Origin of the sequence: Sinorhizobium alkalisoli (assembly GCF_008932245.1) — a bacterium.
In the GTDB taxonomy this organism is placed as follows: Bacteria; Pseudomonadota; Alphaproteobacteria; order Rhizobiales; family Rhizobiaceae; genus Sinorhizobium; species Sinorhizobium alkalisoli.
This window is the reverse complement of sequence record NZ_CP034910.1, coordinates 1352196-1378460: the sequence shown is the minus strand read 5'-3', so window position 1 is coordinate 1378460 and position 26265 is coordinate 1352196. Positions and strand designations below refer to the sequence as shown.

Annotated in this window: 23 protein-coding genes; 6 read left to right on the top strand and 17 right to left on the bottom strand. The window is 61.9% G+C overall.

The genetic code is table 11. From position 1 onward, the window contains the following. Positions 1-2: 2 nt before the first annotated feature. The 15 genes from EKH55_RS24200 to EKH55_RS24130 form a co-directional block, all read right to left on the bottom strand. Complete coding sequence (locus tag EKH55_RS24200; RefSeq protein ID WP_151613468.1) at positions 3-1295, bottom strand: HlyD family type I secretion periplasmic adaptor subunit; 1293 nt, start codon at positions 1293-1295, stop codon at positions 3-5. Beyond that, complete coding sequence (locus EKH55_RS24195) at positions 1292-3466, bottom strand: type I secretion system permease/ATPase (RefSeq protein ID WP_151613467.1); 2175 nt, start codon at positions 3464-3466, stop codon at positions 1292-1294. The genes EKH55_RS24200 and EKH55_RS24195 overlap by 4 nt, the downstream gene beginning before the upstream one ends. Before the next feature lie 34 nt (positions 3467-3500). Next, positions 3501-4862, bottom strand: coding sequence for a TolC family outer membrane protein (locus EKH55_RS24190; protein ID WP_192803886.1), 1362 nt, complete (start codon positions 4860-4862; stop codon positions 3501-3503). A 294-nt stretch (positions 4863-5156) separates the two neighbouring features. Next, positions 5157-5918 (bottom strand): GGDEF domain-containing protein, encoded by a 762-nt coding sequence (locus EKH55_RS24185; protein ID WP_192803808.1) that lies wholly within the window; start codon positions 5916-5918, stop codon positions 5157-5159. Between the two features lie 128 nt (positions 5919-6046). After that, positions 6047-7036, bottom strand: coding sequence for a beta-ketoacyl-ACP synthase III (locus tag EKH55_RS24180; RefSeq protein ID WP_151613465.1), 990 nt, complete (start codon positions 7034-7036; stop codon positions 6047-6049). Beyond that, a complete protein-coding gene (locus EKH55_RS24175) occupies positions 7033-8301 on the bottom strand; it encodes an adenosylmethionine--8-amino-7-oxononanoate transaminase (RefSeq protein WP_151613464.1) in 1269 nt (422 codons plus the stop codon). Before EKH55_RS24175 ends, EKH55_RS24180 begins: the two co-directional genes overlap by 4 nt. Next, complete coding sequence (bioD, locus tag EKH55_RS24170; protein WP_151613463.1) at positions 8298-8936, bottom strand: dethiobiotin synthase; 639 nt, start codon at positions 8934-8936, stop codon at positions 8298-8300. The genes EKH55_RS24175 and bioD overlap by 4 nt, the downstream gene beginning before the upstream one ends. Next, the gene (locus tag EKH55_RS24165; RefSeq protein ID WP_151613462.1) at positions 8933-10078 is read right to left on the bottom strand and encodes an 8-amino-7-oxononanoate synthase; all 1146 of its coding nucleotides are present in this window, start codon (positions 10076-10078) and stop codon (positions 8933-8935) included. The genes bioD and EKH55_RS24165 overlap by 4 nt, the downstream gene beginning before the upstream one ends. Next, positions 10075-11088 (bottom strand): biotin synthase BioB, encoded by a 1014-nt coding sequence (bioB, locus tag EKH55_RS24160; protein WP_225191002.1) that lies wholly within the window; start codon positions 11086-11088, stop codon positions 10075-10077. The genes EKH55_RS24165 and bioB overlap by 4 nt, the downstream gene beginning before the upstream one ends. A 282-nt stretch (positions 11089-11370) precedes the next feature. Beyond that, the gene (locus EKH55_RS24155) at positions 11371-12504 is read right to left on the bottom strand and encodes an ABC transporter ATP-binding protein (protein ID WP_151613461.1); all 1134 of its coding nucleotides are present in this window, start codon (positions 12502-12504) and stop codon (positions 11371-11373) included. Continuing rightward, positions 12501-13328, bottom strand: coding sequence for a carbohydrate ABC transporter permease (locus EKH55_RS24150; protein WP_151613460.1), 828 nt, complete (start codon positions 13326-13328; stop codon positions 12501-12503). The genes EKH55_RS24155 and EKH55_RS24150 overlap by 4 nt, the downstream gene beginning before the upstream one ends. Then, positions 13325-14227, bottom strand: a complete 903-nt coding sequence (locus EKH55_RS24145) for a carbohydrate ABC transporter permease (protein ID WP_069460163.1) — start codon at positions 14225-14227, stop codon at positions 13325-13327. The genes EKH55_RS24150 and EKH55_RS24145 overlap by 4 nt, the downstream gene beginning before the upstream one ends. A 132-nt stretch (positions 14228-14359) precedes the next feature. Further along, positions 14360-15592, bottom strand: a complete 1233-nt coding sequence (locus tag EKH55_RS24140) for an ABC transporter substrate-binding protein (RefSeq protein WP_151613459.1) — start codon at positions 15590-15592, stop codon at positions 14360-14362. A 62-nt stretch (positions 15593-15654) separates the two neighbouring features. Then, positions 15655-16557, bottom strand: coding sequence for a sugar phosphate isomerase/epimerase family protein (locus tag EKH55_RS24135; protein ID WP_151613458.1), 903 nt, complete (start codon positions 16555-16557; stop codon positions 15655-15657). An 8-nt stretch (positions 16558-16565) separates the two neighbouring features. Then, positions 16566-17597: a Gfo/Idh/MocA family protein gene (locus EKH55_RS24130; RefSeq protein WP_151613457.1), complete on the bottom strand. Its 1032-nt coding sequence runs from the start codon at positions 17595-17597 to the stop codon at positions 16566-16568. Positions 17598-17730: 133 nt separating this feature from the next. Here EKH55_RS24130 and EKH55_RS24125 point away from each other — a divergent pair, with 133 nt between their 5' ends. The 4 genes from EKH55_RS24125 to EKH55_RS24110 all read left to right on the top strand — a co-directional run bounded on the left by EKH55_RS24125 (position 17731) and on the right by EKH55_RS24110 (position 22140). Then, complete coding sequence (locus EKH55_RS24125; protein WP_069460159.1) at positions 17731-18768, top strand: LacI family DNA-binding transcriptional regulator; 1038 nt, start codon at positions 17731-17733, stop codon at positions 18766-18768. Between the two features lie 292 nt (positions 18769-19060). Further along, complete coding sequence (locus EKH55_RS24120) at positions 19061-19360, top strand: hypothetical protein (RefSeq protein WP_151613456.1); 300 nt, start codon at positions 19061-19063, stop codon at positions 19358-19360. Positions 19361-19465: 105 nt separating this feature from the next. Continuing rightward, entirely contained in the window at positions 19466-20593 is a 1128-nt protein-coding gene (locus EKH55_RS24115) for a site-2 protease family protein (protein WP_151613455.1), read from the top strand. Positions 20594-20937: 344 nt separating this feature from the next. Beyond that, positions 20938-22140 carry a S41 family peptidase gene (locus tag EKH55_RS24110; protein WP_192803884.1) on the top strand — a complete coding sequence of 401 codons (1203 nt, stop codon included), beginning with the start codon at positions 20938-20940 and terminating at the stop codon, positions 22138-22140. Positions 22141-22167: 27 nt separating this feature from the next. Here EKH55_RS24110 and EKH55_RS24105 read toward each other — a convergent pair whose 3' ends face one another. Then, entirely contained in the window at positions 22168-23166 is a 999-nt protein-coding gene (locus EKH55_RS24105) for an ABC transporter permease (RefSeq protein WP_151613453.1), read from the bottom strand. A gap of 60 nt (positions 23167-23226) precedes the next feature. Continuing rightward, positions 23227-24000, bottom strand: coding sequence for an ATP-binding cassette domain-containing protein (locus EKH55_RS24100; protein ID WP_225191013.1), 774 nt, complete (start codon positions 23998-24000; stop codon positions 23227-23229). 176 nt (positions 24001-24176) lie between these two features. On the opposite strand from EKH55_RS24100, the gene EKH55_RS24095 reads away from it, so the two are divergent. Then, positions 24177-25157: an NAD-dependent epimerase/dehydratase family protein gene (locus EKH55_RS24095; protein ID WP_069460153.1), complete on the top strand. Its 981-nt coding sequence runs from the start codon at positions 24177-24179 to the stop codon at positions 25155-25157. 45 nt (positions 25158-25202) lie between these two features. Next, positions 25203-26192, top strand: a complete 990-nt coding sequence (locus EKH55_RS24090; protein WP_069460152.1) for a sugar-binding protein — start codon at positions 25203-25205, stop codon at positions 26190-26192. Positions 26193-26265: the final 73 nt, after the last annotated feature.

Here is a 26265-nt window from a genome sequence, read left to right as displayed (position 1 = left end):
CGCTAGCGCTCCCGCAGCGCTTCCTCACGCGCCTTGTTGATGGGTTTCATCAGATAGGTAAGGATCGTCTTCTTTCCTGTCATGATGTCGACCGAGGCGATCATGCCCGGCATGATCGCATACTTGCGGCCATCCTTCTCGAGCGCCGCCTCGTCGGTCTTCACGCGCACCAGATAATAGGTTTCGCCTGTATTCGGATCGACCAGGCTGTCCGCGCCGATGGTCTCGACTTCGCCGCCAAGACCGCCATAGATCGAGAAGTCGTAGGCCGAGATCTTGATCAGGGCCGGCTGGCCGGGGCGGACGAAGGCGACGTCGCGCGGTGAGAGCCGCGCTTCCACGAGCAGCGTTTCGGACGTCGGCACGACGCCGCCGATCACCGCGCCGGGGGTCACATAGGCGCCGACCGTGTTCACGTCCAGAGTGTTGATGATCCCGTCGACCGGCGACCGGATGTCGGTGTTTGCAACCCGGCTGCTCGCGCCTCGGATCGTCTCATCTATCACGGAGAGTTGGGAGAGCGCATCGGTCTTATCGGCCAGAGCCTCCTGCCTGAGCTGCAGTGATAGTTCCATCACCTGCAGTTCGGCTTCCCGGACCGCCGCCTCCAGTCGCCCGATCGACTCCTTGGCCAGGGCGAGTTGGCCGCGCGTGTCCGTCAATTCCTTTTCGACCCTCAATAATTCCGTCTGCGCAACCAGCTTGCGCTTCACCATCGGGGCCAGCAGGTCCTGTTCGCGCTCCGTCACCTGAAGGTTTTCGGTGAGCCGCGCGATATTTGCCTGCGCTTCGGCAAGCTCCTTCTGCCGCTGACCACGACGAGCCTGCATGACCGAAAGCTTGTTGTTGAAATTGCCGGCCTTGGCGCGCAGCAACTGCTCCTCATTCGCACATACGCCCGGCGCTGCTTTAGCGATGTCGTCCGGGCACTTGTAGTCGGCGTCGTAGGCACCCGACTCCTCGAGTTCCAGGCGCGCTATCTGCGCGCGTAGCGAGCGCGCCTTGGCTTCCAATTCCCCCAGCGACGATCCGGTGACCGTGTCGTCCAATCTCAGAATAAGATCGCCGCGCCGAACGACCTGGCCGACCTGGACCGCGATTTCCTGGACGATGCCCGGCTCGCTCGACTGAATGATCCGCGTCTTCGATACAGGGATGACCTTTCCCTCACCGCGGGCGATCTCATCCACTTCGGCGATTGCTGCCCAGGCCACGAAAGAGGTCATGAGCAGAGCGATCACGAGCAGTCCCGCACGCGCGGCCAGAGGCGGCTTTTCGGTCAATCCGGCGTTCATGCGCTCGCCCCTGAGGCAGCACCGCTCGTCCCGCCTCGCTTCTGCAACTGGTCGATCACCTGCGACTTGGGTCCATCGGCAACGATGCGTCCGTGATCAAGGACCAGCAGCCGATCGACGAGATGGAGCATGCTATGCCGATGGGTGGAGATCAAGACGGTCACATCCCCGCCGAAGACGGTAGAGAGCCGGTTGATCAGGTCCCGCTCGCTGGCCAGATCCATGGCGCCGGATGGCTCGTCCAGAAAAACGATCTTCGGTTTGCGAAGGAGCAGGCGCGCAATGGCGACCGCCTGGCGCTGCCCGCCGGAAAGCTGCGAACCACGTTCGCCGACCGGCATGTCATAACCGCGCGGGTGATGCGATACGAAATCGTCCACGCCCGCAAGCTTTGCCGCCTTGACCATGTCCTCATCACTCGCGGTCGGATTGGCCATCAGCAGATTGTCCTTGACGGTGCCGGAAAACAGATCCGAGCTTTGCGAGACGAAAGACACGGCCGAGCGCACCACCGACGGGTGGAATTGCCGGATGTCGACGCCGTCGAGCAATATACGGCCTGCACTTGGGGCATAGAGCCCGGCCAGCAGCCGGCCGATCGTCGTCTTGCCGGAGCCGATGCGGCCAATGATGCCGACCCGCTCGCCCGCCTTGATGCTCGCGTTCATGCCATGGATCACCTTGTGGTCACTGCCGGGATAGGCGAAATCCACATTGGCAAGAGTGATGCTTCCGTCGCGAATGTCGCGATTGACGAAGCCGACCGTGTTCGGCCGGTCTTCGGGCTGCTCCATGACGGAATTCAATATTCTCAACGACAGAAGCGCCTGGCGAAGCCGCGCAAGCGTCAAAGCGATCTGGCCGAGCGGCGCGACCGCCCGTCCAGCCAACATGCTGGCGCCGATGATCGCACCGGTGGAGATGTTGCCCACGGTGAATTCATAGGCCCCCGCCACCACGATGCAGACGGTGACGAGTTGCTGCACGAATTGCGTGGCATGCGAGGCCCAGGAGGAAATGTGCTTGATCTGCTCGGACGTGTTCGAAGAGTGCTTCCCGAGCTCGTTCCACCGGCGAAGCAGCAACTTCTCCGAATGCAGCGTCTTGACGGTCTCGATCGCGCCGATCGTTTCCACGAGCATGGCCTGGCGCTGGGCGGATTCGTTCGAGGCCGCGGCAACGCGGTTTCCGATCTTGCGTTGCGCCACATAACCGATGAGCACGCTGCAGACGAAGGCGATCGCCGGGATGACTGCCAGCCATCCGGCGATAGCATAGACGGCGGCTATGAAGACGAAGGCGAAAAGACTATCGATGAGGGTGCTGACGGTATTCGAGGTAAAGAATTCTCGCACGAACTCGAATTGCATGACGCGGTTGGCGTATTCGCCCGTCGATTGCGGACGTGAGGCGAGCGTTGCATGCAGGATCTTCTCGAAAAGCAGGTAGGAAAGCTTCAGGTCCGCCTTGCGTCCCGCAAAGTCGATCAGCGCAGCACGCACCGTCTTCAACAGAAAATCGAAAAGAATGGCGACGCTGATGCCGAGCGCCAGGACCCAAAGGGTCGAGATCGCCTTGTTGGGGAGGATGCGGTCATAGACATTCATCGTGAACAGGGGCGTCGCCAAGGCGAGCACGTTGATGAAGAACGCCGCAAGCGCGACTTGCGCATAGGCCTGCCAGAATGGTTTGACGGTCGCGGTCAGCCAATGCCGCCGGTCGATGTCCCGTGCCTCTCCCACCCCCGGACCGCCTGTCGTATTCAGATAGGTCGCCGAAAACGAAACGGCATAGGCGACATCATCCAGACGCAAGTCCGCGAAACGGAGGAGCTCGCTATCGGGAGACGACGCATTCGAAAAGCTCAGCGCTCCACCGGGGCTCTCCTCCAGGATCGCAACCGAGCGGCCGTCGCGGAAGACGAGGAGAAGCGGGAGGTGGAAATTGCGGCCGGCGCAAGCGCGTCGGGTGACGAGTTCCGCCTCGAGGCCGGCGCGTTCCGCAAGACGCGACACGTCCTCGAAACTCGGCGAGCGGGCGTCGAACGGCACGTCCGAAAAAAGCACAGTTTCCGACGACGGCCGATTCAAGAAGATGCAGATCTCCTTGAACGCGGTCGTGAAGCCGGTCAGTACCGGTCCGGTTTTTGCTCGCGTGTCAACGCTTTGCATAAGTATGACCGATCATGTGCCTTGGCAAAGGGCATTATTTCTGCCGGATTGGCGCAAGCAGATCCAAAGGCAGATCGTTCGTTTGCCGGGAGGGCACGCGCCGGTAAGTCTCGGTCGCGGGGGGCGCAGGGACATTGAACTCGTTGCGCGCATAGGCATCGACCTGGGCCGGCGCCTTGATGTTCATCGTCGCAAGAAGCTGACCGGTGGCCGCAAGCAGGCGGTATTCCGAGAACAATGCGGCATATTGCGCCGTCTTCGCCAGGATATTCGAATTAAAGCGTGCGTTCTGCGCCCCGAGCACGTCCAGCAGCGAACGCTGGCCAACCGCAAGCTGCTCGCGATAGGAGGAGACCAGTCGGTCATTCACCTGTGCCTGCGCTCTCAGCGTGCGGGAGAGGTCGGATTGAGTTGCGCGCCGTTCCCAGGAAATGCGTACGGCCTCTTCGACTTCGCGATGCGCCTGGTGAAAGACCAGCCGCTGTTCGCTCGCGCGGCGCATCTGCTCCTGCTCGTTGGCGATGTCGATACCACCGCGATAGAGGTTCCACCTGGCAACGATCCGCGCCTGAGCGTCCCAGGTGTTGCCTGTCGAGCCATCGATGTCGTTGCCGGTGCGAACCCGCCCCTCGGCGACGATCTCAGGTAGCATGTCCGATTTCGCCGCCTTGACCTGCGAATCCGCGACATTGATATCGGCGTCCGCCGCCTTGATGCGCGGATTGTTCGAGCGTGCGATGCCGATCGCCGTCTCCAGCGTTCTCGGCAAGGCGGCCGCGACCGATTTCGGCATGGACGGGCTTGTCAGCGGCTGACCGACGAGGCGATTGAAGCTGATCTGCGCCGTATCCAGCGCTTCTTGCGCCTCTATCAGCCGCGCCTTCGCCGAGAGCAGCCGTTCGTCGACTTGTTGAAGATCGGCTTGGGTCAGTCTTCCGCCCGAAATCAGCGAATCGATGTCGGAGCGGATCGACTGATGCGCAGCGACGTTGCGGCGCGCCTCCTCGACGATCTGCTGCTGAAGAATGTATTCGAAATATTCGCGAACGATCTGCAGGCCGATCGTTTCGGATCGTTCCAGGACTCGAAATGAAGCGCTGTCGACACGCGCCGCCTGCCGCTCCAGCTCGGCACGGCGACCGCCGCCATCGAACAGTTTCTGCGTGATGGTGATGCCGACGTCCGAAGGATAAAGCGGATCATTTTCGATGGAAGCGGCCCGCCGGCTACTATCTTCGAGGTGACGGGCGCCGGTCGAAGCCTCCAGATCTACGCTCGGCAAGTAAAGTCCGCGCGCCTGCCGCAGTTCGAACTCGATCGCCTCACGATTTTCAATGGATTGGCCGATCTCGGGGTTCGATTCCATTGCGACCTGCAAGGCTTCACGCAATGTCATGGCCTGCGTAGAACCGCCGGCAAAAAAAGTCGACGAGAGCAGAATGGAAAACAGGCTGCCCTTGAGAATATTACCCGGCTTCAATCAATCCCCCTGCCAGCGAGAACGCTGCAAATCCAAATCGTCGAGCATTAAAATCTAAAACTGGCCAGATAATACATTGCGGCAAAAAGAGGGATATCGATTTCAGAACTCACGACGCATTCCCGCGGTTTTCGCCGCAGCTTGTTGCAAAAATAGAACAACCGTACCATGCAACCAGGCGCAAATTCACCTTGCCTGCAAGAGTGCGGCTCAGGCGGAGGGCAGTCGCGCCAGTTCCGGGGACGAGGAGGATTCTTCTGCAATGACGACGGTTTGCGAGGCGGCCAATCGGTGCAGCCTCTCCAGGTCGATGCTTCCCTCGAACAGGACGCCCCCTACGCTCAGGGCCAGTTCGACGGTTTTCCCGTCCGCCGCGAAATGCGAGGCCGCCAGGGCTTTGGACAGGCGGACGCAGACTTCGTTGGCATCCGACTCACTGGCGCCCGACAGCAGAACGTCGAAGCTCGCCGGCCCCGTCCGCGCAACGATATCCTCACGACGAATGGAGGTGCTGATGGTCGACGCCACGAACTGCAAAAGTTCGTCGCTCCATTGCGGCCCAAAGCCCGTCGCCATCTCGTCGAGATTGTTGACTCGCACGTGAATGAGGGCACCTTGAAACGGATCACCGGAGCGCCTGTGCCGGCGTTCCAGGCCGTTGACGTGTTGAACAAGGCCGCGCGCGGTTATGCAACCCGTGGTGCTGTCGCGGGAGACGACATGGTTCACCTGGTTGCGAAATCGTTCGGCGCGGCGGGATTGAATTGCCGCAAGCACGATCAGGGGGGCCCCCAAGAGCAATGAGACGAGGCCCACCGCCGCCACTGCGGCGATGTGGGGGCTATCGGCGAGCGCCACCAGGCTCAGATAGGTCAGCAACTGGGCCAGCACGACAAACCCCACGATGCCGGTTAGAGCATAGCGCACCACCCGCCAGTCCTTCTGCGCTTTGAACGGAATTTCCCGCTGCACGATTCCATGCTCCCGATTCGTTGACGTCGACCGGTCTAGCGCACTCTTATGCATATTCCCTTGCGCGGATACCTACAAATTTATGGGTACGGTGGAATGCATTCGGAGAGGAGGGCGTTAGCTTGCCGCTAGACGCCAAAGACCACCGCTCCGCCGACCAATCCCGCACCGGCCGCCGTCATCAGGAGTTTCTCTCCGGGGGCGAAGGGTCTCGCCCGGTGAGCCACGGAGAGCGAGAGCGGTATTGTAGCGGCCGACGAATTGCCGTGCTCCTCGATCGTCCGTACCGTCCTCGACAAGTCTATGCCGAGCTGATTGCAGACCGCGTCGAAGATCCGGACATTCGCCTGATGCGGCACGAACCGGCTGACTGCCGCCGGACGCAGGCCTGCGGCGGCGAGCGCGCGGATCGAGGAGCGGGTCATCATCTCCACGGCCCGGGAAAACACCTCCCGGCCATCGCGCATGGTCATTAGGAACTCTTCGGCAGCGATCTCCGGTGAAAACGGTCGGCTGCTGCCGCCCGCAGCGATCGAGATCAGGTCGTAGCCGCTTCCATCGCAAGCGAGGTCAACGCCAATGACGCCCGTCTCCGGATCGTCGGAAGGCGCAATCACGACGGCGCCGGCGGCGTCGGCGAAGAGCACCGCACTCGCCCTTTCCGCCGGATTGATCCGGCGGCTCAATATGTTCGCGGCGACAACGAGCACGGGCCTGCCCTGCGCGCGCACGAAACCATCGGCAAGCGTCAGCGCGTAAAGGAAGCCCGAGCAGGCGCCGGCAAGGTCGATGGCGCCGGAGCGGGTGAGCCCGAGCCGATGCGCGAGCAGCGGCGCCGAGGGCGGCAGAAGATGGTCGGGCGTGGACGTCGCGAGGAGCGTAAGAGCAATGTCGCTCGGCCCGATGCCGGCGTCGGCCAGCGCGGCTTCGCCGGCCTTGGCGGCGAGACCCGTGAGGGTGTCCGCCTCCCCGACCCAATAGCGGGTCCGGATGCCGGTCCGCCGTTCGATCCAGCCCGGCTCGAGACCGAGCTTTGTTTCGATTTCGCCATTGTCGACACGTCGTGCCGGCAGGGCATGGCCGAAGCCGGCGAGGCGCGATGACCGGACGTTCCTCACAACTGCCCCTTTGCGAGGGCCGAGGCCGCTTCGTCTATCGCGTCATAGGCCCGGTCCAGATCGGCTTCCGTGATGCAATAGGGCGGCATCAGGTAAATGACGTTGCCAAGGGGGCGGATGAGCAACTGACGCTTGCGAAAGAATGCCCGCAGACGAGGGCCGACATCGGACAGATATCCACCCGTCGGCACATCGAGTTCGAGGACGGCGATCGTGCCGGCCTGGCGGACGTCGCGAAAGCGTGGATCGGCTTCGAAGCGCTGCAAACGCCGGCGTTGGCCGCCGGCCAGTGCCGCGATGCGTTCTGCGACCGGCTCGGTCTTCCATATCCCGAGATTGGCGAGAGCTGCCGCGCAGGCGATTGGATTGGCGGTATAGGAACTCGAGTGAAAGAAAGTCCGGCTGCGATCACGCGAAAGATGCGCGTCGAAGATTGGCGCGGTGCACAGAGTAGCCGCCAGCGGCAGCGCACCTCCCGTGAGGCCTTTCGACGTGCAGAGAATATCCGGCACGATGTCCGCCTGTTCGCAAGCGAAACGCGTGCCGGTCCGGCCCCAGCCGGTCATCACCTCGTCGGCGATCAGCAGGGTGCCGTGCCGCTCGGCTATGCGCTTCAATTCGGCAAGTGTGGCGGCGGGATAGACCTTCATGCCGCCGGCACCAAGCACCAGTGGCTCGACGAGCAATGCCGCGATCTCGCCCGAGGCGCAATGGGTCTCGAAGGCGTCCAGCGTGTGTTGTTCGCGGCCGGAATCCGGAAACGGCAGCCTGTCGACGGCGAAGAGGAACGGCTCGTAGGCAGCATTGAAGACGCCGCGTTCGCCCGCCGACATCGTCCCGATCGTATCACCATGATAGCCGTGCTCCAGCACGCAGATGCGGCCGCGGAGCCTGCCGGTGTTGTGGAAGTAACCGAGCGCCATCTTCAGCGCGACTTCCACCGCCGTCGAGCCGCTGTCGGAATAGAATACGTGCTTGAGCCCGGCGGGCGCGATCTCGATCAGGCCCTTTGCGAGTTCCTCCGCCGGTTCGTGCGTATATTCGGCAAAGATGATCTGATCGTAAGCTTCCGACGCGCGCCGGATCGCTTCCATGATCGCCGGGTGGCGGTGGCCATGGGTGATGACCCACCAGGAGGAGATGGCGTCCAGTATCCGCGCACCGTCTTCATCCACGAGATAGGCGCCTTCGGTGCCGACGATGCGCTTCATCGCCGGCTCGAGCGCGTGCTGGGTGAAGGGGTGCCAGACGGGAGAATTGCTCATGCCGGCATCTCCTGGAACTGGTTGATATCGAAGTTGTCGCGGAAGGCTCGCCGCAATGCGTCGGGCGTTAACGGTTCGAGCCGCGGCAGCCGTCCGAGCACGCGGACCTGACCGAGTTTGGCAATGATGGCCTCGGTTTCTGCCTGCCGGTCGCCGATGAAAGCAACGCCGAGCACAGGGATTAAGCGGCGGCGCAGGGCCTCGAGCGACAGCAAGGTGTGGTTGATCGTACCCAGGCCGGTGCGGGCGCAGAGGATGATGGGCAGTTGCCAGCGCTCGAACAGATCGGCGAGGAGCAGGCATTCGGTAAGCGGTACCATGAGCCCGCCTGCCCCCTCGACCACCAGCGGAGCGTCGACCGCAGGCGGAGAGAGGTTCTCGGGCCGGATCGTGACGCCATCGAGCCGCGCCGCAAGATGCGGAGAGGCCGGCGTGGCGAGCCTGTAGGTTTCCGGCAGAATGCGCTCTGCGGCAATCCGGCCCAGTCGGCGGACGCTCTCGCTGTCGGTTTCGCCGTCGAGACCGGATTGCACCGGCTTCCAGTAATAGCCCGCAATGGCGTCCGTCAGCGCGGCCGCGAAGACTGTCTTGCCGATGCCCGTATCGGTCCCGGTGACGACGAGGCGCAGCGTCATGGCAGCTCCTCCGCCATCACGGCCTTCAGCCTGTCCAGCATGCCGGCGATCTCCGTTCTCCCGACATTCAGGGTGATCGCGATCCTGAGGCGCGCCGTGCCCTCCGGAATGGTCGGCGGACGGATCGCGCGGACGTCGAAGCCTTCCGCCTGCATGCGCGCCGCGATCCGCAAGGCGCGCACATTGTCTCCGATCATCACCGGCAGGATCTGCGATCCGCTGCCTTCCATGCCGAGGATGGTGGCAAGCGCCTCGTTCGAGAAGCGGCTGAGACCGTCGAGGGTTGCGCGTCGCTCGGGCTCGTCGGCGACGATCTTCAATGCCTCGCGAACGGCGGACGCCGTCAATGGCGACGGCGCAGTCGAATAGATGAAGCCGCGGGCGCGATTGACGATGTAGTCGCAAAGCGCCCGGCTCGCGCCAAGCAAGGCGCCGGAGGCTCCAAGCGCCTTGCCGCAGGTATGCAGCGCCACAATGTTTTCTCGGCCTTCGAGCGCCTCCGAAAGGCCGCGGCCGCCTGCGCCGTGGACACCGGTCGCATGCGCCTCGTCTATCACCAGAAAGCCGTCGTGCCGGTCCGCAAGTGCGGCCAGCGCTGCGAGCGGGGCACGATCGCCATCCATGGAATAGAGGCTCTCGACGGCGATCCACGGGTGGCCCCGCCCCCCTGCGCGGCGCCATCTCCCGATGGCGTCCGCAAAGGCGTCGACGTCGTTGTGCCGTGCCGCAAGCGCGTCTGCCTTGCTGGCGGCAATCCCCTCATGGGCGCTTGCATGGATCAGCGCATCGTGAACGATAAGATCGCCCCGCTGCGGCAGCACGGAGAAGAGTGCCGCATTGGCCGCATAGCCGCTGCCGAAGAACAGCACACGCTCGGCGCGGAAGAATGCCGCCGCCTCCGCCTCCAGCGCCTCGTGTTCGGCATGGTTGCCGCGCAGCAGCCGCGATCCGCCAGCACCGACCGGCACGCCCCGCTCGATCGCCGCGGTAATCACGGCCTTGAGGCGTGGGGAATCGGCGAGCGCCAGGTAATCATTCGACGTGAAGTCGATGCCACTCGGGGCAGCAAGTATGCGGCGCCGTCCCCTGCGCACGAGCCCTGCCAGGGTCTTTTCGTAGCGATCGAGCAAATCCACGCTCATTCGGCCGGTTCCTGTTCCGCGGGCGCCATGGGCCTCAGCCCCAGGCGGCGAAACAGGGCGGCATCGTGATCCTCCCCGGGATTGTCGGCGGTCAGCAGCGTCTCACCGACAAAGATCGAATTGGCGCCGGCAAGGAAACAGAGCGCCTGCATCTCGTCGCTCATCCCGGTCCGTCCTGCAGACAGGCGGACATGGCTTTCCGGCATCAGGATCCGGGCAAGCGCAATCGTGCGCACGAACTCGATCGGGTCGACCGGCGGCGCGTCCGCAAGCTTCGAGCCGGGGATCGGAATCAGCATGTTGATCGGGACGCTTTCGGGCGGGCTGGGCAGATTGGCAAGCGTGACCAGCATCGAGATGCGGTCGTCGGTGGTCTCCCCCATTCCGAGGATGCCGCCGGCGCAAACCTTGATCCCGGCCTCACGCACGTTGGCGAGCGTCTCCAGGCGGTCGGCGAAGGTCCGCGTGGTGATGATCTCGCCGTAGAAGCGCTCCGACGTGTCGACATTGTGGTTGTAATAGTCGAGGCCTGCGTCGGCGAGCCGTTCCGATTGCGCCGGCGACAGCATGCCAAGCGTCATGCAAGTCTCCATGCCGAGCGCCTTCACCCCGCGCACCATGGCGGTGATCGACTCCATATCGCGCTCTTTCGGGCTACGCCAGGCGGCGCCCATGCAGTAGCGCGTCGCGCCGCCTTGCTTGGCCTTGCGCGCCTCGGAGATGACGCGTTCGACCTCCATCAGTTTCGAGGCCTTCAGCCCGGTCGGGTAATGCGCCGACTGGCTGCAATAGCCGCAATCCTCGGCACATCCCCCGGTCTTGATGGAGAGCAGCCGGCTCATTTGCACGGCGTTCGGATCGAAATGCGCGCGATGGACGGATTGGGCCTGAAACAATAGGTCGCTAAATGGAGAATTATAGATTTTTTTCGCGTCGACGAGCGTCCACCGCTCCACGTCGGCGTCGCGTGACGCCACTTCCCCCGTATTCGCAACCCGAATCTTCGTCATCCTGCCATCCCCCTCACGCATCATAGATACTGATTCTTGATTATCTATAATTCTCGTCGAGGACAACCGGGCTCGAAGCGAGTCGGCGAGACTTGCGCAAACTCTGCGCTACTGCGATGTCTCGGGTGCGGCGGGATGTTGGCTGTTCCCGGCGAAAGCCGTCCTGCCGGACTTGGGTTTTTGCCGAGCCGGTAGCCACTGAACTACGTTCTCGCCGTGGGCCGTGGAACACACGCTGAAATGGTCAGTCGGGCGACAAGAGCACTGGGCAGGGACGGACTGTCAGACACCGATCCGCTGCGGCCGTGCGGTTTCCAAAGGCTGGAGCCGCCGAGGTCCACCGACACTGCCGTGGGTCTTTTCGATCCGCTTCCCATCGCCGTCGAACAAATGCAATTGCGCCGGGTCTATCGCCAGTCCGATAACGTCACCGCTGCGCAGCGCGCCGCGACCGTTTTCGACGACCGTCAGTTCCGGTTGCGTGGCCGAAGTGACATAGGTCGTCGAGCCGGTGGACTCGACGGTGTCGACGGGAATGTTGAAGTCGCCCTCACCGGCTGGAACCATCCTGATGTGTTCCGGGCGGATCCCGACGGTCACCGCCGTACCCGGCGCGAGCCCCTCGCCGAGCGTGAGCCGGCCGAAATCGAGGACCGCATGTCTCCCGTCTTCGCCGACCGTCGCCGGGACGAAATTCATCGCCGGCGAGCCGATAAAGCCCGCGACGAACCGATTTGCCGGCCGGTCATAAAGATCGAGCGGTCGGCCCTGCTGCTCGATGACCCCGTCGCGCATCACGACGACGTGGTCGGCCATGGTCATAGCCTCGATCTGGTCGTGCGTAACATAGACCGAAGTGGCGTGCAGCCGGTCGTGCAGCGCGCGAATTTCCTTCCGCATATGCACCCGCAGCGCGGCGTCGAGGTTTGAAAGCGGCTCATCGAAGAGGAATGCCTTCGGATGGCGGATGATGGCTCGGCTCATCGCGACCCGTTGCCGCTGACCGCCGGAGAGTTCGCGCGGGTAACGCCGCATCAAGCCGGTGAGGCCGGTGATCGCCGCTACCTCTTCCGCGGCCTTGCGTGCTTCCGCCTTCTTTACGCCGCGGATGCGCAGGCTATAGGTCAGGTTCTCTTCCACCGTCATGTGCGGATACAGCGCATAGGACTGGAAGACCATTGCGACATCTCGTTTGCGTGGTGGTACATCGTTCATGCGCTCGCCGGCAATCTTCATCTCTCCGGTCGTGATCTTTTCCAGCCCGGCAAGAGAGCGCAGCAGCGTGGACTTTCCACATCCTGACGGCCCGACGAGTGCAACGAAGCTCCCCTTCTCGATCGCAAGATCGATGTTCTTGAGCGCATGGTAGGCTCCATAGAACTTGTTGACGCCGTTGAGTTCGATCTGAAAGGTCATTTGAGGGCTCCCGAAGTGAGGCCGGCGACGATGCGGCGCTGCAAGAGAACGAAGGCGGCGAGAACCGGCGTCACATAGATCGTGGCGTAAGCCATGATGTTGTTCCACTCGTTGGTGTTCGGCCCCATGAAGGTGTTCAGACCAACACTTGCGGGCTGGAGTTCCACCGCCTGTATCAGCGACTTCGAATAGACGAATTCGCCGAACGACTGCATAAAGATCAAAATGGCGCTGACGAGAATGCCGTTTCGGGCGAGCGGCAGGACGATGTTGAAGAAGGCGCCGATACGCGAATTGCCGTCGACGAGTGCCGCCTCCTCGAGCTCCATCGGCACACTCATGAAGGCGGCCCGCACGAGGACCACGAAGAAGGGCATGCTCTTTGCCGCGATCGCCAGGACGACCGCGAGCCGCGGCGTTTCCAGGAGCCCGACCTGCGAAAAGCCGACGAAGATCGGCGTGATCATCAAGGAGGCGGGTAGAACCTGCAACATCAGGATCAGGAACAGGCCGACGTCGATCCAGACATTGCGATAGCGTGCGAGCACATAGGCGCAGCCGACTCCGAGCACCGCGATCAGCGACACAGCGCCCACGGCAATCACCAGCGAGTTCCAGAGGTAGCGCCCCATATTGCGGCTTTCCCAGACATAGGCGTAGATGCTCCATTGCGGATCGCTCGGCAGGAATTTCGGCGGCGTCGCGAACATCGCGGAGCCGGTCTTCAGCGCCGTGACGTACATCCAATAGAGCGGGAAGAGGTAGATCGCCGCGAGCACGAGCGCGACCCCCAGCAGCAGCCGGTTGCGGATTTGCTCACTCATCCTCGCACCTCATGGCGTGTGGAGCGCACGTAGACGACGGAAGCGATCATCACGAAGATGATCATGAGCACGGATATCGTCGCGCCCTTGGCAAAGTCGTACTGCCGGAACGAAAGATCCCAGGCCCAGTACTGGGTGACGTTGGACGAATTGTTCGGCCCCCCCGAGGTGATGCCGGCGAAGAGATCGAATTGCTGAAGGGTGAAGATCAGGCCGAGCGCTACGATCGCGCCGATCGTCGAGCGCATCATCGGCAGCGTGATCGTGAAGAAACGCTGAAGCATGGTGGCTCCGTCCAGTTCGGCCGCCTCGTAGAGGTCTTTCGGGATACCCGATAGCCCGACTGAAAGCAGGATCATGTTGAACGAGGTGCCGAGCCAGATATTGGCGATGACCACCGCCCAGAGCGAATAGTGCGGATCGGAGCGCCAGAAGATGTTGCCATCGATGATGCCCAACTCCCGCAAAAAGAAGTTCAGGACACCGAAATCGCCCGAGAGTATCCAGTTCCAGATGGCGCCGACGACGAGCCCAGGCATTACCCAGGAGACGAGAAAAAGCCCGCGCAGCCACGACGCACCCGGAAAATTCATCCAGAAGAACAGGGCAAGCCCGAAGCCGATGACGAATTGGCCGGCGATCGAGGCACTGACGAAAAGCGCTGTATTGAAAAGGATGGGCCGGGTCTCCGGCTGCGCGAACAGATCCACATAGTTCTTGAAGCCGACGAAGGGCCGGGCGAAGCTGCCGAGGCTGAACATGTCCACTTCCTGGAAGCTCATCACCACATTGTAGACGAGCGGCAGCCCGGACATCACGAACAGAAAGACAAGTGGCAACAGGACAAGCCCGATGTCGAAGCCTGTGCCGTCCTTCACGCTGGATAGGATCTTCTTCATATTCACCCCTCGCCCGCAGGACGACCCCCGGCCTAAGCCGGGGATCGCCGCCTCGGGAGGAAATTCGGGCGGAGCGACTGACGACGATCCGCCTGTGACTGCCTGCTGTCGCTCGAAGAGCGGCAGTTCGCCTCAGCCGAGAACGCCCTTGATCTTCTCGGCCGCCTGGTCCAGCGCGTCCTTCGAGCTCATCTGGCCCGTCAGCGCCGCCTGGATTGCATCCTGGATAGCCTTTGAGATCTTCGGCCATTGCGGATGCGGGCCGCGGGGCTTGGCGTATTTCAATTGCTCCAGGAACACCTGGAGCGCCGCGTCCTTCAGCGGTTCGCCGGTCGGCGGAATGGCAATGTCGGAACGGGCCGGCAACTGACCGAAATCCTTGAACATCCTCTCGTCCTGTGAAGCGAAGTATTCGAGAACCTTGAACGCTTCTTCCGGGTGCTTAGTGCTGGAGAAGACCGCCCAGTTGAAGTCGCCCATCGCAGAGGATCGCTCGGCACCGATTTCCGGCACCGGGAGCAGCGCCACGCCCCAGTCGAACTTCGCCTCCTGCATCATCCGGTCGAGCTCCCACGGGCCGGAAATCGCCATCGCGGCATTTCCGGAATTGAAGGTCCCCGTCGAATCCCATTGACCCCGCGTCAGACTATCGGGAGAGGCGAGCTTCTCGTCGATGATCGTTTTCCAGATGTCGAGTGCCTTGACCACGCCCTCGGCGTTGATGTTGTCGTAGCCGCCACCCGCCATCTGCGCCCAGGGCAGGAACTGGAACGTCCCCTCCTCGTTCGCCTTGGCGGAAAAGGCGAGGCCGTAGACATTCGCCGCCGGGTCGGTCAGCTTGCGCGCCGCATCCACCAGTTCGTCCCAGGTCTGCGGCGGTTTTTCCGGGTCCAGCCCTTTCGCCTTGAACATATCCTTGTTGTAGTAGAGCGCAATCGTATTGGTGGCCTTGGGAATGCCGTAGAGTTTTCCTTCCCAAGTTACGGATGCCAGAGGCCCTGGAAAATAGTTCTCCGGCTTGACGACGGAGGACGCGGCGATCATGCCGGTCAGATCGAGAAACGCCCCGCGCGACGAAAAGAGCGCGTGCTCGGGATTGTCGACGGCGATAATGTCCGGCGCCTGGCCGGTCGAATAGGCACGCATTGCCTCGCTGACCACGTCGTCGAACTGGATCTGGCGATATTCGACTTTGATTCCCGTATTGAGCTTGTTGAAATCGTTGATCAGGTTTGGCGCCGGCTGAATGTCCCGATCCAGCGACCAGACCGTGATGGTAACATCCTCCGCATGCGCGGAAAGAGCCGGCAGGGAGATACTGGCGAGGGCGATCACCCCCAGCATGGCACGTCTGCGAATACCCATGAATTCCTCCTCTCGTGTTGTCCGGCGGGCAGCGTTCCTCCATGCCAACCGCCGGATTGGGGTCAGGCCGGAAGATCGACGAAGTCGCCTCCCCGGCAGCTCTTGAGATAATTGAGCGCGCGGACCTGGCCCGTCATCTCCAACGCATCGCGATAGACCGGATCGTGCCAGCCTTCGATGTCGATCGAGCCGGTCCAGCCGGCGAGCCTCAGCTCCGAGATGATGTCGGTCCAGTTGCTGTCACCAAAGCCCGGCGTGCGCATGAATACGAATTGTTCCTTGCCGAAGATCCCGTGCTCACGAATGACGTCCCAGCGGATCGTGGCATCCTTGCCGTGCACATGGAAAATCCTGTGCGCCCACTTTCGTATCTGCGGAAGCGGGTCGATCAGATAGACCATCTGGTGGCACGGTTCCCATTCGATGCCGATGTGCTCGTCCGGGGTTTCGTTGAAGATCAGTTCCCATGCATCCGGATTGTGGGCGATGTTCCAGTCGCCGGTGGCCCAATTCCCGTCCATGGCACAGTTCTCGAAAGCGATCTTCACGCCTTTATCGGCGGCGCGCGCCGCAAGCTCGCGCCAGACCTTGCGGTAGCGCGGCAGGCTGTCGGTCAGAGGACGGTTGCGGATTCTGCCGGTGAAACCGGCAACGCAGGTCGCGCCGAAGTGATGGGCATTGTCGATGCATGCCTTCCACCCCTCGAGCGTCTCAAGATCGATCTCCGTCTCCTCGAGCGGATTGCCGAATATGCCGATCGTCGAAATCGTAATGTCGCGCTCGCCGATTGCCTCTCGGCAGCGTTTTGCGAGTTCGGCTAGATCCTGGCCACCGGTGGTTTGCCAGAAGAAAGGCTGGAAACTTTCAAAGCCCAGATCGGCGATCTCCGCAATCCGCCTGGCCGCCTCGCCCTTGGTAGCGCTGACCATGGTGCCGATGCGGATGGAGTTGGCGGGATTGTTCATCGATGGCCTCATTCGATTGTGACGCGCTGCCGGCTCCGGGCGCTCTCGATCGCCGCAAATGCCATGGCAAGGCTGTTGATGTTGTCGTCGCCTGCCGTTTCCGGCTTTCCGCCCTCTTGAATTGCCGCGACGAAATCGGCAATGACGCTGGCATGTCCCTGTGTCCGGCGGTGATCGGCAGCCGCCGGCACTTCGATCGGTGCTAGCTCGCGCAGAAAACCCTCGGTGCCGGCGACCTTGTTGGCCCGGAAATTATCGGCGCCATCCCAGAGCAGCGTGCCGCGGCTGCCGATGATGCGCCATTCGCTTTCCCAACTCGTGTTCGCGCCTTCCGCGCACCAGGAGCCGCGATAGGTGAAGGTCACGTCGCCCTCCAGCTCGAATATGGCCGTGGCGGCCGCACCATGCGCATACCAGGAGCCGCGCGGATTCTCCTCGTGGCAATAGACTGCGATCGGTTTCCTGTCCGCGAGGAATCGGGCGGCGTCGAAGGTGTGGATCGCCATATCCAGGAGCAGCACATGCTCCATCTCCTCGCGGAAACCGCCGAAATGCGCACCGATGAAGAAATCGCAATGGATCGCCGTGATATCGCCAATCGCACCGCTTTCGATGATGCTGCGGATGCGGCGTATGCCCGGGACGAAGCGGCGGTTCTGAACGATGGCGTGAAGCTTACCGGCCTCCGCGGCCAACCGCACCAGTTCACGGCCGTCTGCAAGCGAGGTCGCCATCGGCTTCTCGCTGAGCACGTGGCATCCGTGCCGCAGTCCGGCGGCGACGACCTCCAGCCGCGCCGAGGGAACAACGATGTCGAAGAGAATGTCGGGCCGCGTTTGCGAGAGCACTGCCTCGAGGTCGGAACCGATCACGACATCACGGAGGCTGAACTCTCCGGCGAACTTCCGGGCGGCGTCAAGGTTCACGTCGACGAGACCGACGATCCGGATCGCCGTCTGTAGTCCGGGGTCCGCGGCGATGGCCCTGACCCAGCCCTTGGCCATAGCTCCGCACCCGCACAGAACTGTGCGCAAGATCACGCTTCTCCTCCACTAACCTGCGATTTCGCCTTGTTTCGTCGTCCGTAAACGTTTACGGAACTATGAGCAGTTTCCGAAACATGTCAATAGGGATTTCGGAAACCGGCGGATACCGGAGGAGGATGTAATCTGCATGAAGGGAATTCGGCACCTGGCGGATCATCTGGACATCTCGATCGGAACCGTTTCGCGCGCGCTCAATGGTCGCCCCGACGTGAAGGAAGAAACGCGTAACCGGGTGCTGGAGGCCGCCCGGAAATTGGGCTACGTGCCGAACCAGTCGGGCCGCAGCCTGAGACAGGGCACGACCAACATCATCGGCTTCATGATTCAGACCGGAACGGAGATCAACGGACAGGGCGACACCTTCTTCATGAGCGTCTTCGACGGTGTCCAGGAGGTCTTTGCAAGGCACAAGCTCGACCTTGTCGCCCTACTCTGCTCTTCGCAGGAGGATCCGGCGGAATATCTGCGCCGCGCCGTTGCGCGCGGTTTTGCCGACGGACTCATACTCTCTGCAACGCAGCGCCAAGACGCCCGCGTCCAGTTGCTGGCCGAACGCAACATCCCCTTCGTCACACTCGGCCGAACCCTGACCGACGCCGGCCAGCCCTGGCTGGACCTCGATTTCGAGGGCATGGCGCAAGCATCGATCGATCGGCTTGTTGCGCGCGGACACCGCCGCATAGCGATCACAAGGCCCCACGATGACGCCAATCTTGGTTATATCTTTGTCGAGCGATGCCGCGAGGCTCTCGCCGCGCACGGACTGACGCTCGAGGAGAAGCTCGTGTTCCGTTCGACCCCGAACGAAGCCGGCGGTTATCAGATCGGCCGTGATCTTCTCGCGCTGGAAGAGCGCCCGACGGCCATCGTCTTGATAAACGAAACGATCGCAATCGGCTTATACCGGGCGCTCTCGGAGGCTGGCGTCAGACCGGGAAGCGACATTGCCGTAATCGGCCGGCACAGTCCGCATGCGCATTTTCTCTCGCCATCGCTTACCTGTTTCCGCCTGTCGCTGCATGACCTCGGCATAGCGCTGGCCGAGACCTTGCTCTCAAGCATGCCGGCTTTCACGCAGCATTATCCGGATGCGCCGGTCAATCGCCTGTGGCCGATGGAACTGGTGGACGGCGAGAGCGATGCTTTTCGGGCGCACAAGTCTTGAGCACGCTCCATGGAACCGGGGTTTGCAGGCGACACTCGGATCGGCCGCGGGACGTCAATTCGCCTGAATCAGAATATAACGGCGATTGGTGGATCATTTTCGCGGATCCTGCGATTAATAAGTCGAACGCTGTCGGTTCTGACCCTGTCTCTCGTTGGAGAATTGGCGATCGTTCCGTCGATCACCGGTACTACACAGTCATCGCATGTCGAAGTGATCGATTACAAGAGGTCAGAGCGGGGCCGGGCGAGAATTGCGTCCCATGATGTCCCCGCTGCGGAAGGAGATCACGATGCGGATTTTCTTTGCGCTGGTCGGATTGTCAGCAGCCACCGTCGCCTACGGCCATGACGCGCCCTCCGGCTGGACATACCCCTATTCATGTTGCTCGAATTTCGACTGCCGTCACGTCAGCTTCACGGCGATAAGTGAACGGCCCCAAGGCTATATCATCAATGCCACCGGCGAAGTGGTTCCCTATGCGGACAGGAGGGTGCGCATCTCGCCGGACGGTGAATATCACTGGTGCTCGGCTGCCGGCGACGACCACGGCAGGACGATTTGCCTGTTCGTACCTCCAAGAGCCTACTGAGAATGAAGGCGCGGCGAATGTTAAACCGGTTGCTATCGGCGTAAACTCGAAGCTGTGCCCGGCGTTCGGACGGAGTCTGGGCGGACAAGTCGCAGGAGCATATTGATGGCTTGGTCCTTCAAAATCGGAACGATCGGTGGCACCGCGATCCGCGTGCATGTGACCTTCGCGATCCTGCTTGCTTGGATATGGCTGATGCACTATCGCATCGGCGGCACTCCTGCGGCCATTGCAGGCATTGCGTTCGTGCTGGCGATCTTCGTCTGCGTCGTTCTGCATGAATTCGGCCATATTGCCGTTGCCCGTCACTTCGGCGTCAAAACACCCGACATCACGCTGCTGCCCATCGGCGGCGTCGCGCGCCTGGAGCGCATGCCGGAAGAACCGAAGGAGGAGTTCCTGATCGCCATTGCCGGCCCACTCGTCAATGTGGCGATCGCCGGGATTCTTCTTCTGCTGCTCGGCACGACGGCGGGCATGGAACAGATACAGGATATCGAGGACCCGCAGCTTGGCTTCCTGGCACGGCTCGCCGGAGTCAATATCTTTCTGGTCCTTTTCAATTTGATCCCGGCCTTCCCGATGGACGGCGGCCGCGTGCTGCGTGCCGCGCTCGCCTCTCGCATGAGTTGGTCCCGCGCGACCCAGGTCGCCGCCACCATCGGCCAGGGCCTTGCCTTCGTCTTCGGCTTCGTCGGCCTCTTCTACAACCCGCTGCTGATATTCATCGGCATTTTCGTCTACTTGGCCGCGACTGCGGAGGCTCAGAACGCGCAGATCCGCGATCTTTCCGACAGCGTGCTGGTCGGCGATGTGATGATCACGGAATTTGCACGGCTCGAGCGGTCGGCAAGCATCGACGAGGCGATCGAGAGCCTGCTGGCGACGACGCAACGCGAGTTCCCCGTGGTCGACGGCGCCGGACATTTCATGGGGCTCCTCACACGCGACGACATCATCCGGAACCTGAAAGAGAGCGGCTCGGCCACACCGGTCGTTCAGGCGATGCGCCAGGACGTGCCGACCGTCCATTTCCGCAAGCGTCTCGAGGAAAGCCTGCGATTGATGCAGCAGGCGAATTCGCCAGCCGTTGCAGTCGTTGACAGCCACAACCACCTCGTCGGTCTGATGACGCACGAGAATATCGGGGAGATGATGATGGTGCGCGCCGCTGCGGCAGGCGGCTTCCGCTTTGGTCATTTGCGCCGGAGCAAGCCCGACGCACGGATCTGAAACACCAGAAACAATAGGGAACCGATTGCGCTTTGAGCGGTTCGGCGCGAGAAACGGGAGTCGTGGCATGTTTCTCGCACTCCAGGTTGCGATGGTCGTGCTCGTTGCCTGTAACCACAGCTACCCGCAGTTGTTCCAAAAGGGCGCTCTTTCCTACCGTGGCGGGCGTTCCTCGGTATGATGCCGGCGGCGAACACACGCGAACACGACGTCTTCACACAATCTTGTTGTAGCGAAGCCTCAAATCCGGCCGCGGTCTTCGGCATACTGGCCGCAGCAAAAGGAATGGTTCGTGTGAAGTGAAGATTTTCGGCGTCCTATCATTCGTGCTCCTGCTGCTCGTCATGCCCGAGCCGGGCCGCGCGCTTGAGCCGCCCCGCTCCGGTCACCCGATCTTCGACCGCGCCGTCGAATTGGTGCTCGACAATTTCTACGACCCCTCTGCCCTCGAGCGGTTTGGCGCAGCGGTACGGCGGGAAGTCCAGGATGCGGACGATCCACTGACGGAAAACAGCCCGGCGGCGCGCGTCGACACCGCAATCGACACCGTATTGGCGAGTCTCGGCGCTTCGCACACCGCCCGCTTCACCAGCGATACGATCGACTATTACGAACTCTCCGACATCTTCCGCTTCGCAATCCGCAACGATATCAGGCGCGTGTTTCCGCCGAACGGCGATGTCAGCTATACCGGCATCGGGATGGTGACGCGGCTCGAAGGGGGCGGACGGTTCGTCAGCGATGTCTATGACGGCGGCCCGGCGGACCGCGCCGGCATCCGGATCGGCGACGAGATCCTGCTTGTCGACGGAGCCCCGTACAGGGAGATCGCTTCCTTCCGGAACAGAGTCGGAGAGAGCGTCGAGATCGCCTTGCGCCGCGATCGCGATGCACCACCCTCCACCGTCGCCGTGACGGTGGAGCGTATGCGCCCGCTGGAGTCGTTCGCCAAGGCGATCGACGAGAGCATAGAGATGAAGCTGCGCGAGGGGCGTCGCATCGGCTATCTGCGCCTCTGGACGCTCTCCACGTCCGATGGACTTGAGATCGTCGCCCGCGCACTTGCCACCGGGCGCCTCAAGGATGCCGAGGGCGTCGTCGTCGACCTGCGCGGGCGCTGGGGCGGCGGGCCGCCGGACGCGGCCGAACTCTTCGTCGGCGGCGTACCCAACTTCCGGCTGATCGCGCGCAGTGGGAAAGAAACGGTAGCCAATGCCCTGTGGCACCGGCCGGTCGTCGCGATCATTGATGATGGCGCGAGAAGCGGTCTCGAGCTCTTCGCCTATGCACTGAAAACAAACGGCATACCACTCGTCGGAACGCGCACGGCCGGGGCGCTGCTTGCAGGGCGTGCCTTTATCCTTCCCGACGACAGCCTGCTCGAAGTAGCCGTCTCGGACGCTGTGATCGAGAACGGCCTGCGGCTCGAAGGGCGCGGGGTCGAGCCGGATATTCCCGTGCCATTCAGCCTCCCTTTTGCCAATGGTCGCGACCCACAACTCGACGCGGCCATGGAGGAGATGCAGCGCATCCTTGCCAAGGGTTGAGTTCCCTTAGCGGAACCTGCTTAGGCTCTAGTCACTCTGGCGAAGGTTCCGGATCCGGTCGAAAAGGACAGCCAGGATCGTCGCGCCGCCAATGAACGTGCCCTGCCAGAAGGCGCTGATTCCGAGCAGGCCAAGGCTGTTTCGGATGACTTCGATCAGCGCGGCGCCGATCAGGGCTCCGGAGGCGGTACCAACGCCGCCGGCAAGATTGGCGCCGCCGATAACCGCCGCGGCAATGACCTGAAGCTCCATGCCGGCGCCGATATTGGTCGTGACGGCGCCAAGCCAGCCGGTTTGGATGATGCCGGCGACGCCGGCTGCAATCGCGGAGATCATGTAGACCGTCACCTTGATGCGATTGACCGGCACGCCGGTCAGCCGTGCGGCATGCTCGTTTCCGCCTATTGCGAATATATAGCGACCAAACCGGGTCCAGCGCAGCACGAAACCCGTGAGCACGGCCAGAACGATCATGTAGATCACCGGATTGGCTATACCGAAGAACCAGGCCCCGCCCCCGATCGACAGAAGCAGGTCGTGATCAGGACCGAACTGGAAAACCACCGTGTTGTTCGACACCACCATGGCCAGGCTGCGGGCAATGGACAGCATGCCGAGGGTGACCACGAAGGGTGGGAACCCGAGATAGGCGATCAATACGCCGTTGAACGCGCCGATAATCATCGCCGTCCCGATGGAGACGGTAATGCCTACCTCGAGGCTGTAGCCCGCATTCATGGTGACGGCGAGCACCATGCTGCACAGGCAGAGCACGGATCCGACCGAAAGGTCGATACCACCGGTGATGATCACCAATGTCATGCCGAGTGCGATGATGGCGACGAAGGTGAAGTTCCGGGTGATGTTGTAGAGATTTCGCGATGTTGCAAAAGTGTCGGTCGCAAATGAAAGGAAAATGCAGGCTGCGATGACGGCTATCAGAACCCAGAACGTCTGACTCGACAGTATCGAGCCGAGCCACGACTGCTGCCTCTGGCCGACTGCCCGATCCAAGGTGATTGCCATGGACGCCCTTCGCTTTCTTCTATGCCGGCTCTATATCGGCTTTTGCCCACACTCTTTCTGTCATGCCCTTTCGAGTGCGCCGGTGATCAGCCCCGTAACCTCTTCCGGCGAACTGGCGGCAATCGGCTTATCCGCTACCTTTCTGCCGCGACGCATCACGATGACGCGGTCCGCGACCGCAAAGACATCCGGCATGCGATGGCTGATCAGCACGACCGCGATGCCGCTGTCACGTAGGTGGCGGATCAGGTTCAGTACTTCGGCGACCTGCCGGACGGAAATCGCTGCCGTCGGCTCGTCCATAAGTACGATCTTGGCCTCCGAGAGCATAGTGCGCGCGATCGCCACGGCCTGCCGCTGCCCACCGGACATTTGTTTGACGAGATCGCGCGGCCGGGTCTCCGACTTCAGTTCCTTGAAAATTTCGCCGGCGCGACGATACATCGCCTTGTAATCGAGGATGCTTATTGGTCCGACGCCTCGGCGCAGCTCACGACCGAGAAAGACATTTGCTGCCGCAGTGAGGTTGTCGCAAAGCGCGAGATCCTGGTAGACGATTTCAATTCCGTGCTGGCGCGCTTCGACCGGACGATGAAGCACGAGTTCGACACCATTCATGCGCATCGTGCCATGACTCGGCCGGAAATTGCCGGCGATCATTTTGACAAGCGTGGACTTCCCCGCGCCGTTGTCCCCCATCAGCCCCACGACTTCGCCCGGCTGAAGCGTCAGCGAAACGTCACTGACCGCCTGGATAGCGCCGAAGTGTTTGGAAATATCGGCAAGTTCGAGAACCGCCACCGCCGTCCAGCCTCCCAGAACCAGAACGTGCACGCTATGGCCGCCACGTTCCTTCCCAACGACCACGAGCCCATTTACGCAAAAGCGAGCGATAGCGTCAATGAATTGTCCTACAAATTGAGCCGCATCTGCGGCATTTTACATATTGTAATATGAATACCCGTTGACGCGCGAAGTAAGCGCATATTAGCTATCAGCGGGAGGTCGGCATGCTGATCCTCGTCACCGGAGCAACTGGCAAGGTCGGGCGGCACTTCATCGCGGCGCTGCTTGACGATCCGCGTTTTCTCGATGCCCGCATCCGTGCGCTCTGCCACAACCGGCTGTTTGCCGAAGCGGAACGCGTCGAGGTGGCACGCGGCTCGATTGCCGACCGCGCTTCAGTCGCGCGAGCTCTGGAAGACGTTACGCATGTCGTGCATCTCGCCACCTGCAAGGAACTCCCCGACCAAGTCATGGACGTGACGGTAAAGGGCTTGTTCTGGCTCCTGGAGGGCTTCCGTGCGAGCGCGACGGCCAGCCAATTCATTCTTATCGGCGGCGACGCCGGCATCGGCCACTTCTACTATCGCCATCAGGGGCCGATCACCGAAGCGGCAGCGCACCGCGCCTATCCGGGCTGCTATGCCCTATCGAAGGTGCTCGAGGAAGTCATGCTCGAGCAATACGGCATCCAATATGGCGTGAACGGCTGCTGCCTGCGCGCGCCATGGATCATGGAGAAGGACGACTTCAAATATACCCTGTCCTTCGGCGACAACGTGTTCGGCGGTCCCGTATGGAAGGACCTCGTTCCCGAGGCAGACGCGAAGCGTTATGCGGAGGACGGCACCGTTCCGCTGCTCCGAGACGCCGACGGCCGGCCGCTTAAGCGCAATTTCGTTCATGTCGATGACCTTGTGTCGGCGATACTCGCGGCGATCGACAATCCCCGTGCGGTGCGCCAACTCTTCAACATCTCTATGGACCGGCCGGTAGATTACGGCGAAGTCGCGACCTATCTTGCCCGCACCCGCGGCCTGCGTTCCGTCGAAATACCGAGCCGGTTCCATTCAAACTGGATGGACAACAGCAAGGCCAAATACCTGCTGGGTTGGCAGCCCGGCTATGATCTCGAAAAGCTCATCGACTCGGCCTGGCAGTACGAGCGCACAGCGGATGATCGACGTATCGTCTGGTATCCGGGTTGATTTCGCCGCGGACATTGGAGGTCCGCTTGTCCAAAGGAGGAGAGAATGAGGAAGGCATTATTGCTTGCCGCAGCGGTCCTTGCGCTTGGCGCGGGAACGGCTCTGGCCCAGAAGAAGCAGCTTGTCATCGTCGTGAAGGGCCTAGACAACCCGTTCTTCGAGGCAATCAACCAAGGCTGTCAGAAGTGGAACAGCGAAAATCAGGATTCCGAATATGAGTGCTTCTACACCGGACCTGCATCGACATCGGACGAAGCGGGCGAAGCGCAAATCGTTCAGGATATGCTGAGCAAACCCGATACGGCCGCGATCGCCATTTCGCCGTCAAATGCCAAGCTGATCGCCCAGACCCTGAAGACCGCCAACCCGACAGTGCCTGTCATGACGGTCGACGCCGACCTCGCCCCCGAGGATTCGTCGCTGCGCCAGACATATCTCGGCACTGATAACTATCTGATGGGCTATCGCATCGGCGAGTATATAAAGAAGGCAAAACCGGACGGCGGCAAGATCTGCACGATCGAAGGCAATCCGGGCGCCGACAACATTCTGCGCCGGGCTCAGGGCATGCGGGATGCCCTCACCGGCCAGAAGGACCTGGGTGAGCTCAAGGGCGAAGGCGGATGGACGGAAGTGGCGGGCTGCCCGGTCTTCACCAATGACGATGGGGCGAAGGGCGTGCAGGCGATGACCGACATACTGGCAGCCAATCCCGACCTGGATGCCTTCGGCATCATGGGTGGATGGCCCCTGTTCGGAGCACCGCAGCCCTACCGCGATCTGTTCAGACCGATGGCCGACAAGATCGCCAACAACGAATTCGTCATCGGTGCGGCCGATACGATCGGTGAAGAGGTCGCCATCGCCAAGGAGGGGCTGGTGACTGCTCTCGTCGGCCAACGGCCGTTCGAAATGGGCTACAAGGCCCCGCAGGTCATGCTGGACCTCATCGCCGGCAAGCCAGTCGAGGATCCGGTCTATACCGGCCTCGACGAATGCACCAAGGACACCGCCGACACCTGCATCCAGAAGTGAATCGAATTGCGACCGGCGCATCGGCCCCAAAATCGGACCCGATAATCCGGCCGATGCGCAGTTTCAAAGTGTT

What these genes read in the sequence shown, in the direction of transcription:
- EKH55_RS24120 (WP_151613456.1), top strand. Translation starts at nt 19,061, where the DNA reads ATGCGGATTTTCTTTGCGCTGGTCGGATTGTCAGCAGCCACCGTCGCC.
- EKH55_RS24155 (WP_151613461.1), bottom strand. Translation starts at nt 12,504, where the DNA reads ATGACCTTTCAGATCGAACTCAACGGCGTCAACAAGTTCTATGGAGCC.
- bioD (WP_151613463.1), bottom strand. Translation starts at nt 8,936, where the DNA reads ATGACGCTGCGCCTCGTCGTCACCGGGACCGATACGGGCATCGGCAAG.
- EKH55_RS24195 (WP_151613467.1), bottom strand. Translation starts at nt 3,466, where the DNA reads ATGCAAAGCGTTGACACGCGAGCAAAAACCGGACCGGTACTGACCGGC.
- EKH55_RS24090 (WP_069460152.1), top strand. Translation starts at nt 25,203, where the DNA reads ATGAGGAAGGCATTATTGCTTGCCGCAGCGGTCCTTGCGCTTGGCGCG.
- EKH55_RS24190 (WP_192803886.1), bottom strand. Translation starts at nt 4,862, where the DNA reads ATGACATTGCGTGAAGCCTTGCAGGTCGCAATGGAATCGAACCCCGAG.
- EKH55_RS24125 (WP_069460159.1), top strand. Translation starts at nt 17,731, where the DNA reads ATGAAGGGAATTCGGCACCTGGCGGATCATCTGGACATCTCGATCGGA.
- EKH55_RS24175 (WP_151613464.1), bottom strand. Translation starts at nt 8,301, where the DNA reads ATGAGCAATTCTCCCGTCTGGCACCCCTTCACCCAGCACGCGCTCGAG.
- EKH55_RS24145 (WP_069460163.1), bottom strand. Translation starts at nt 14,227, where the DNA reads ATGAAGAAGATCCTATCCAGCGTGAAGGACGGCACAGGCTTCGACATC.
- EKH55_RS24105 (WP_151613453.1), bottom strand. Translation starts at nt 23,166, where the DNA reads ATGGCAATCACCTTGGATCGGGCAGTCGGCCAGAGGCAGCAGTCGTGG.
- bioB (WP_225191002.1), bottom strand. Translation starts at nt 11,088, where the DNA reads ATGACGAAGATTCGGGTTGCGAATACGGGGGAAGTGGCGTCACGCGAC.
- EKH55_RS24140 (WP_151613459.1), bottom strand. Translation starts at nt 15,592, where the DNA reads ATGGGTATTCGCAGACGTGCCATGCTGGGGGTGATCGCCCTCGCCAGT.
- EKH55_RS24095 (WP_069460153.1), top strand. Translation starts at nt 24,177, where the DNA reads ATGCTGATCCTCGTCACCGGAGCAACTGGCAAGGTCGGGCGGCACTTC.
- EKH55_RS24165 (WP_151613462.1), bottom strand. Translation starts at nt 10,078, where the DNA reads ATGAGCGTGGATTTGCTCGATCGCTACGAAAAGACCCTGGCAGGGCTC.
- EKH55_RS24115 (WP_151613455.1), top strand. Translation starts at nt 19,466, where the DNA reads ATGGCTTGGTCCTTCAAAATCGGAACGATCGGTGGCACCGCGATCCGC.
- EKH55_RS24150 (WP_151613460.1), bottom strand. Translation starts at nt 13,328, where the DNA reads ATGAGTGAGCAAATCCGCAACCGGCTGCTGCTGGGGGTCGCGCTCGTG.
- EKH55_RS24135 (WP_151613458.1), bottom strand. Translation starts at nt 16,557, where the DNA reads ATGAACAATCCCGCCAACTCCATCCGCATCGGCACCATGGTCAGCGCT.
- EKH55_RS24110 (WP_192803884.1), top strand. Translation starts at nt 20,938, where the DNA reads ATGCCCGAGCCGGGCCGCGCGCTTGAGCCGCCCCGCTCCGGTCACCCG.
- EKH55_RS24200 (WP_151613468.1), bottom strand. Translation starts at nt 1,295, where the DNA reads ATGAACGCCGGATTGACCGAAAAGCCGCCTCTGGCCGCGCGTGCGGGA.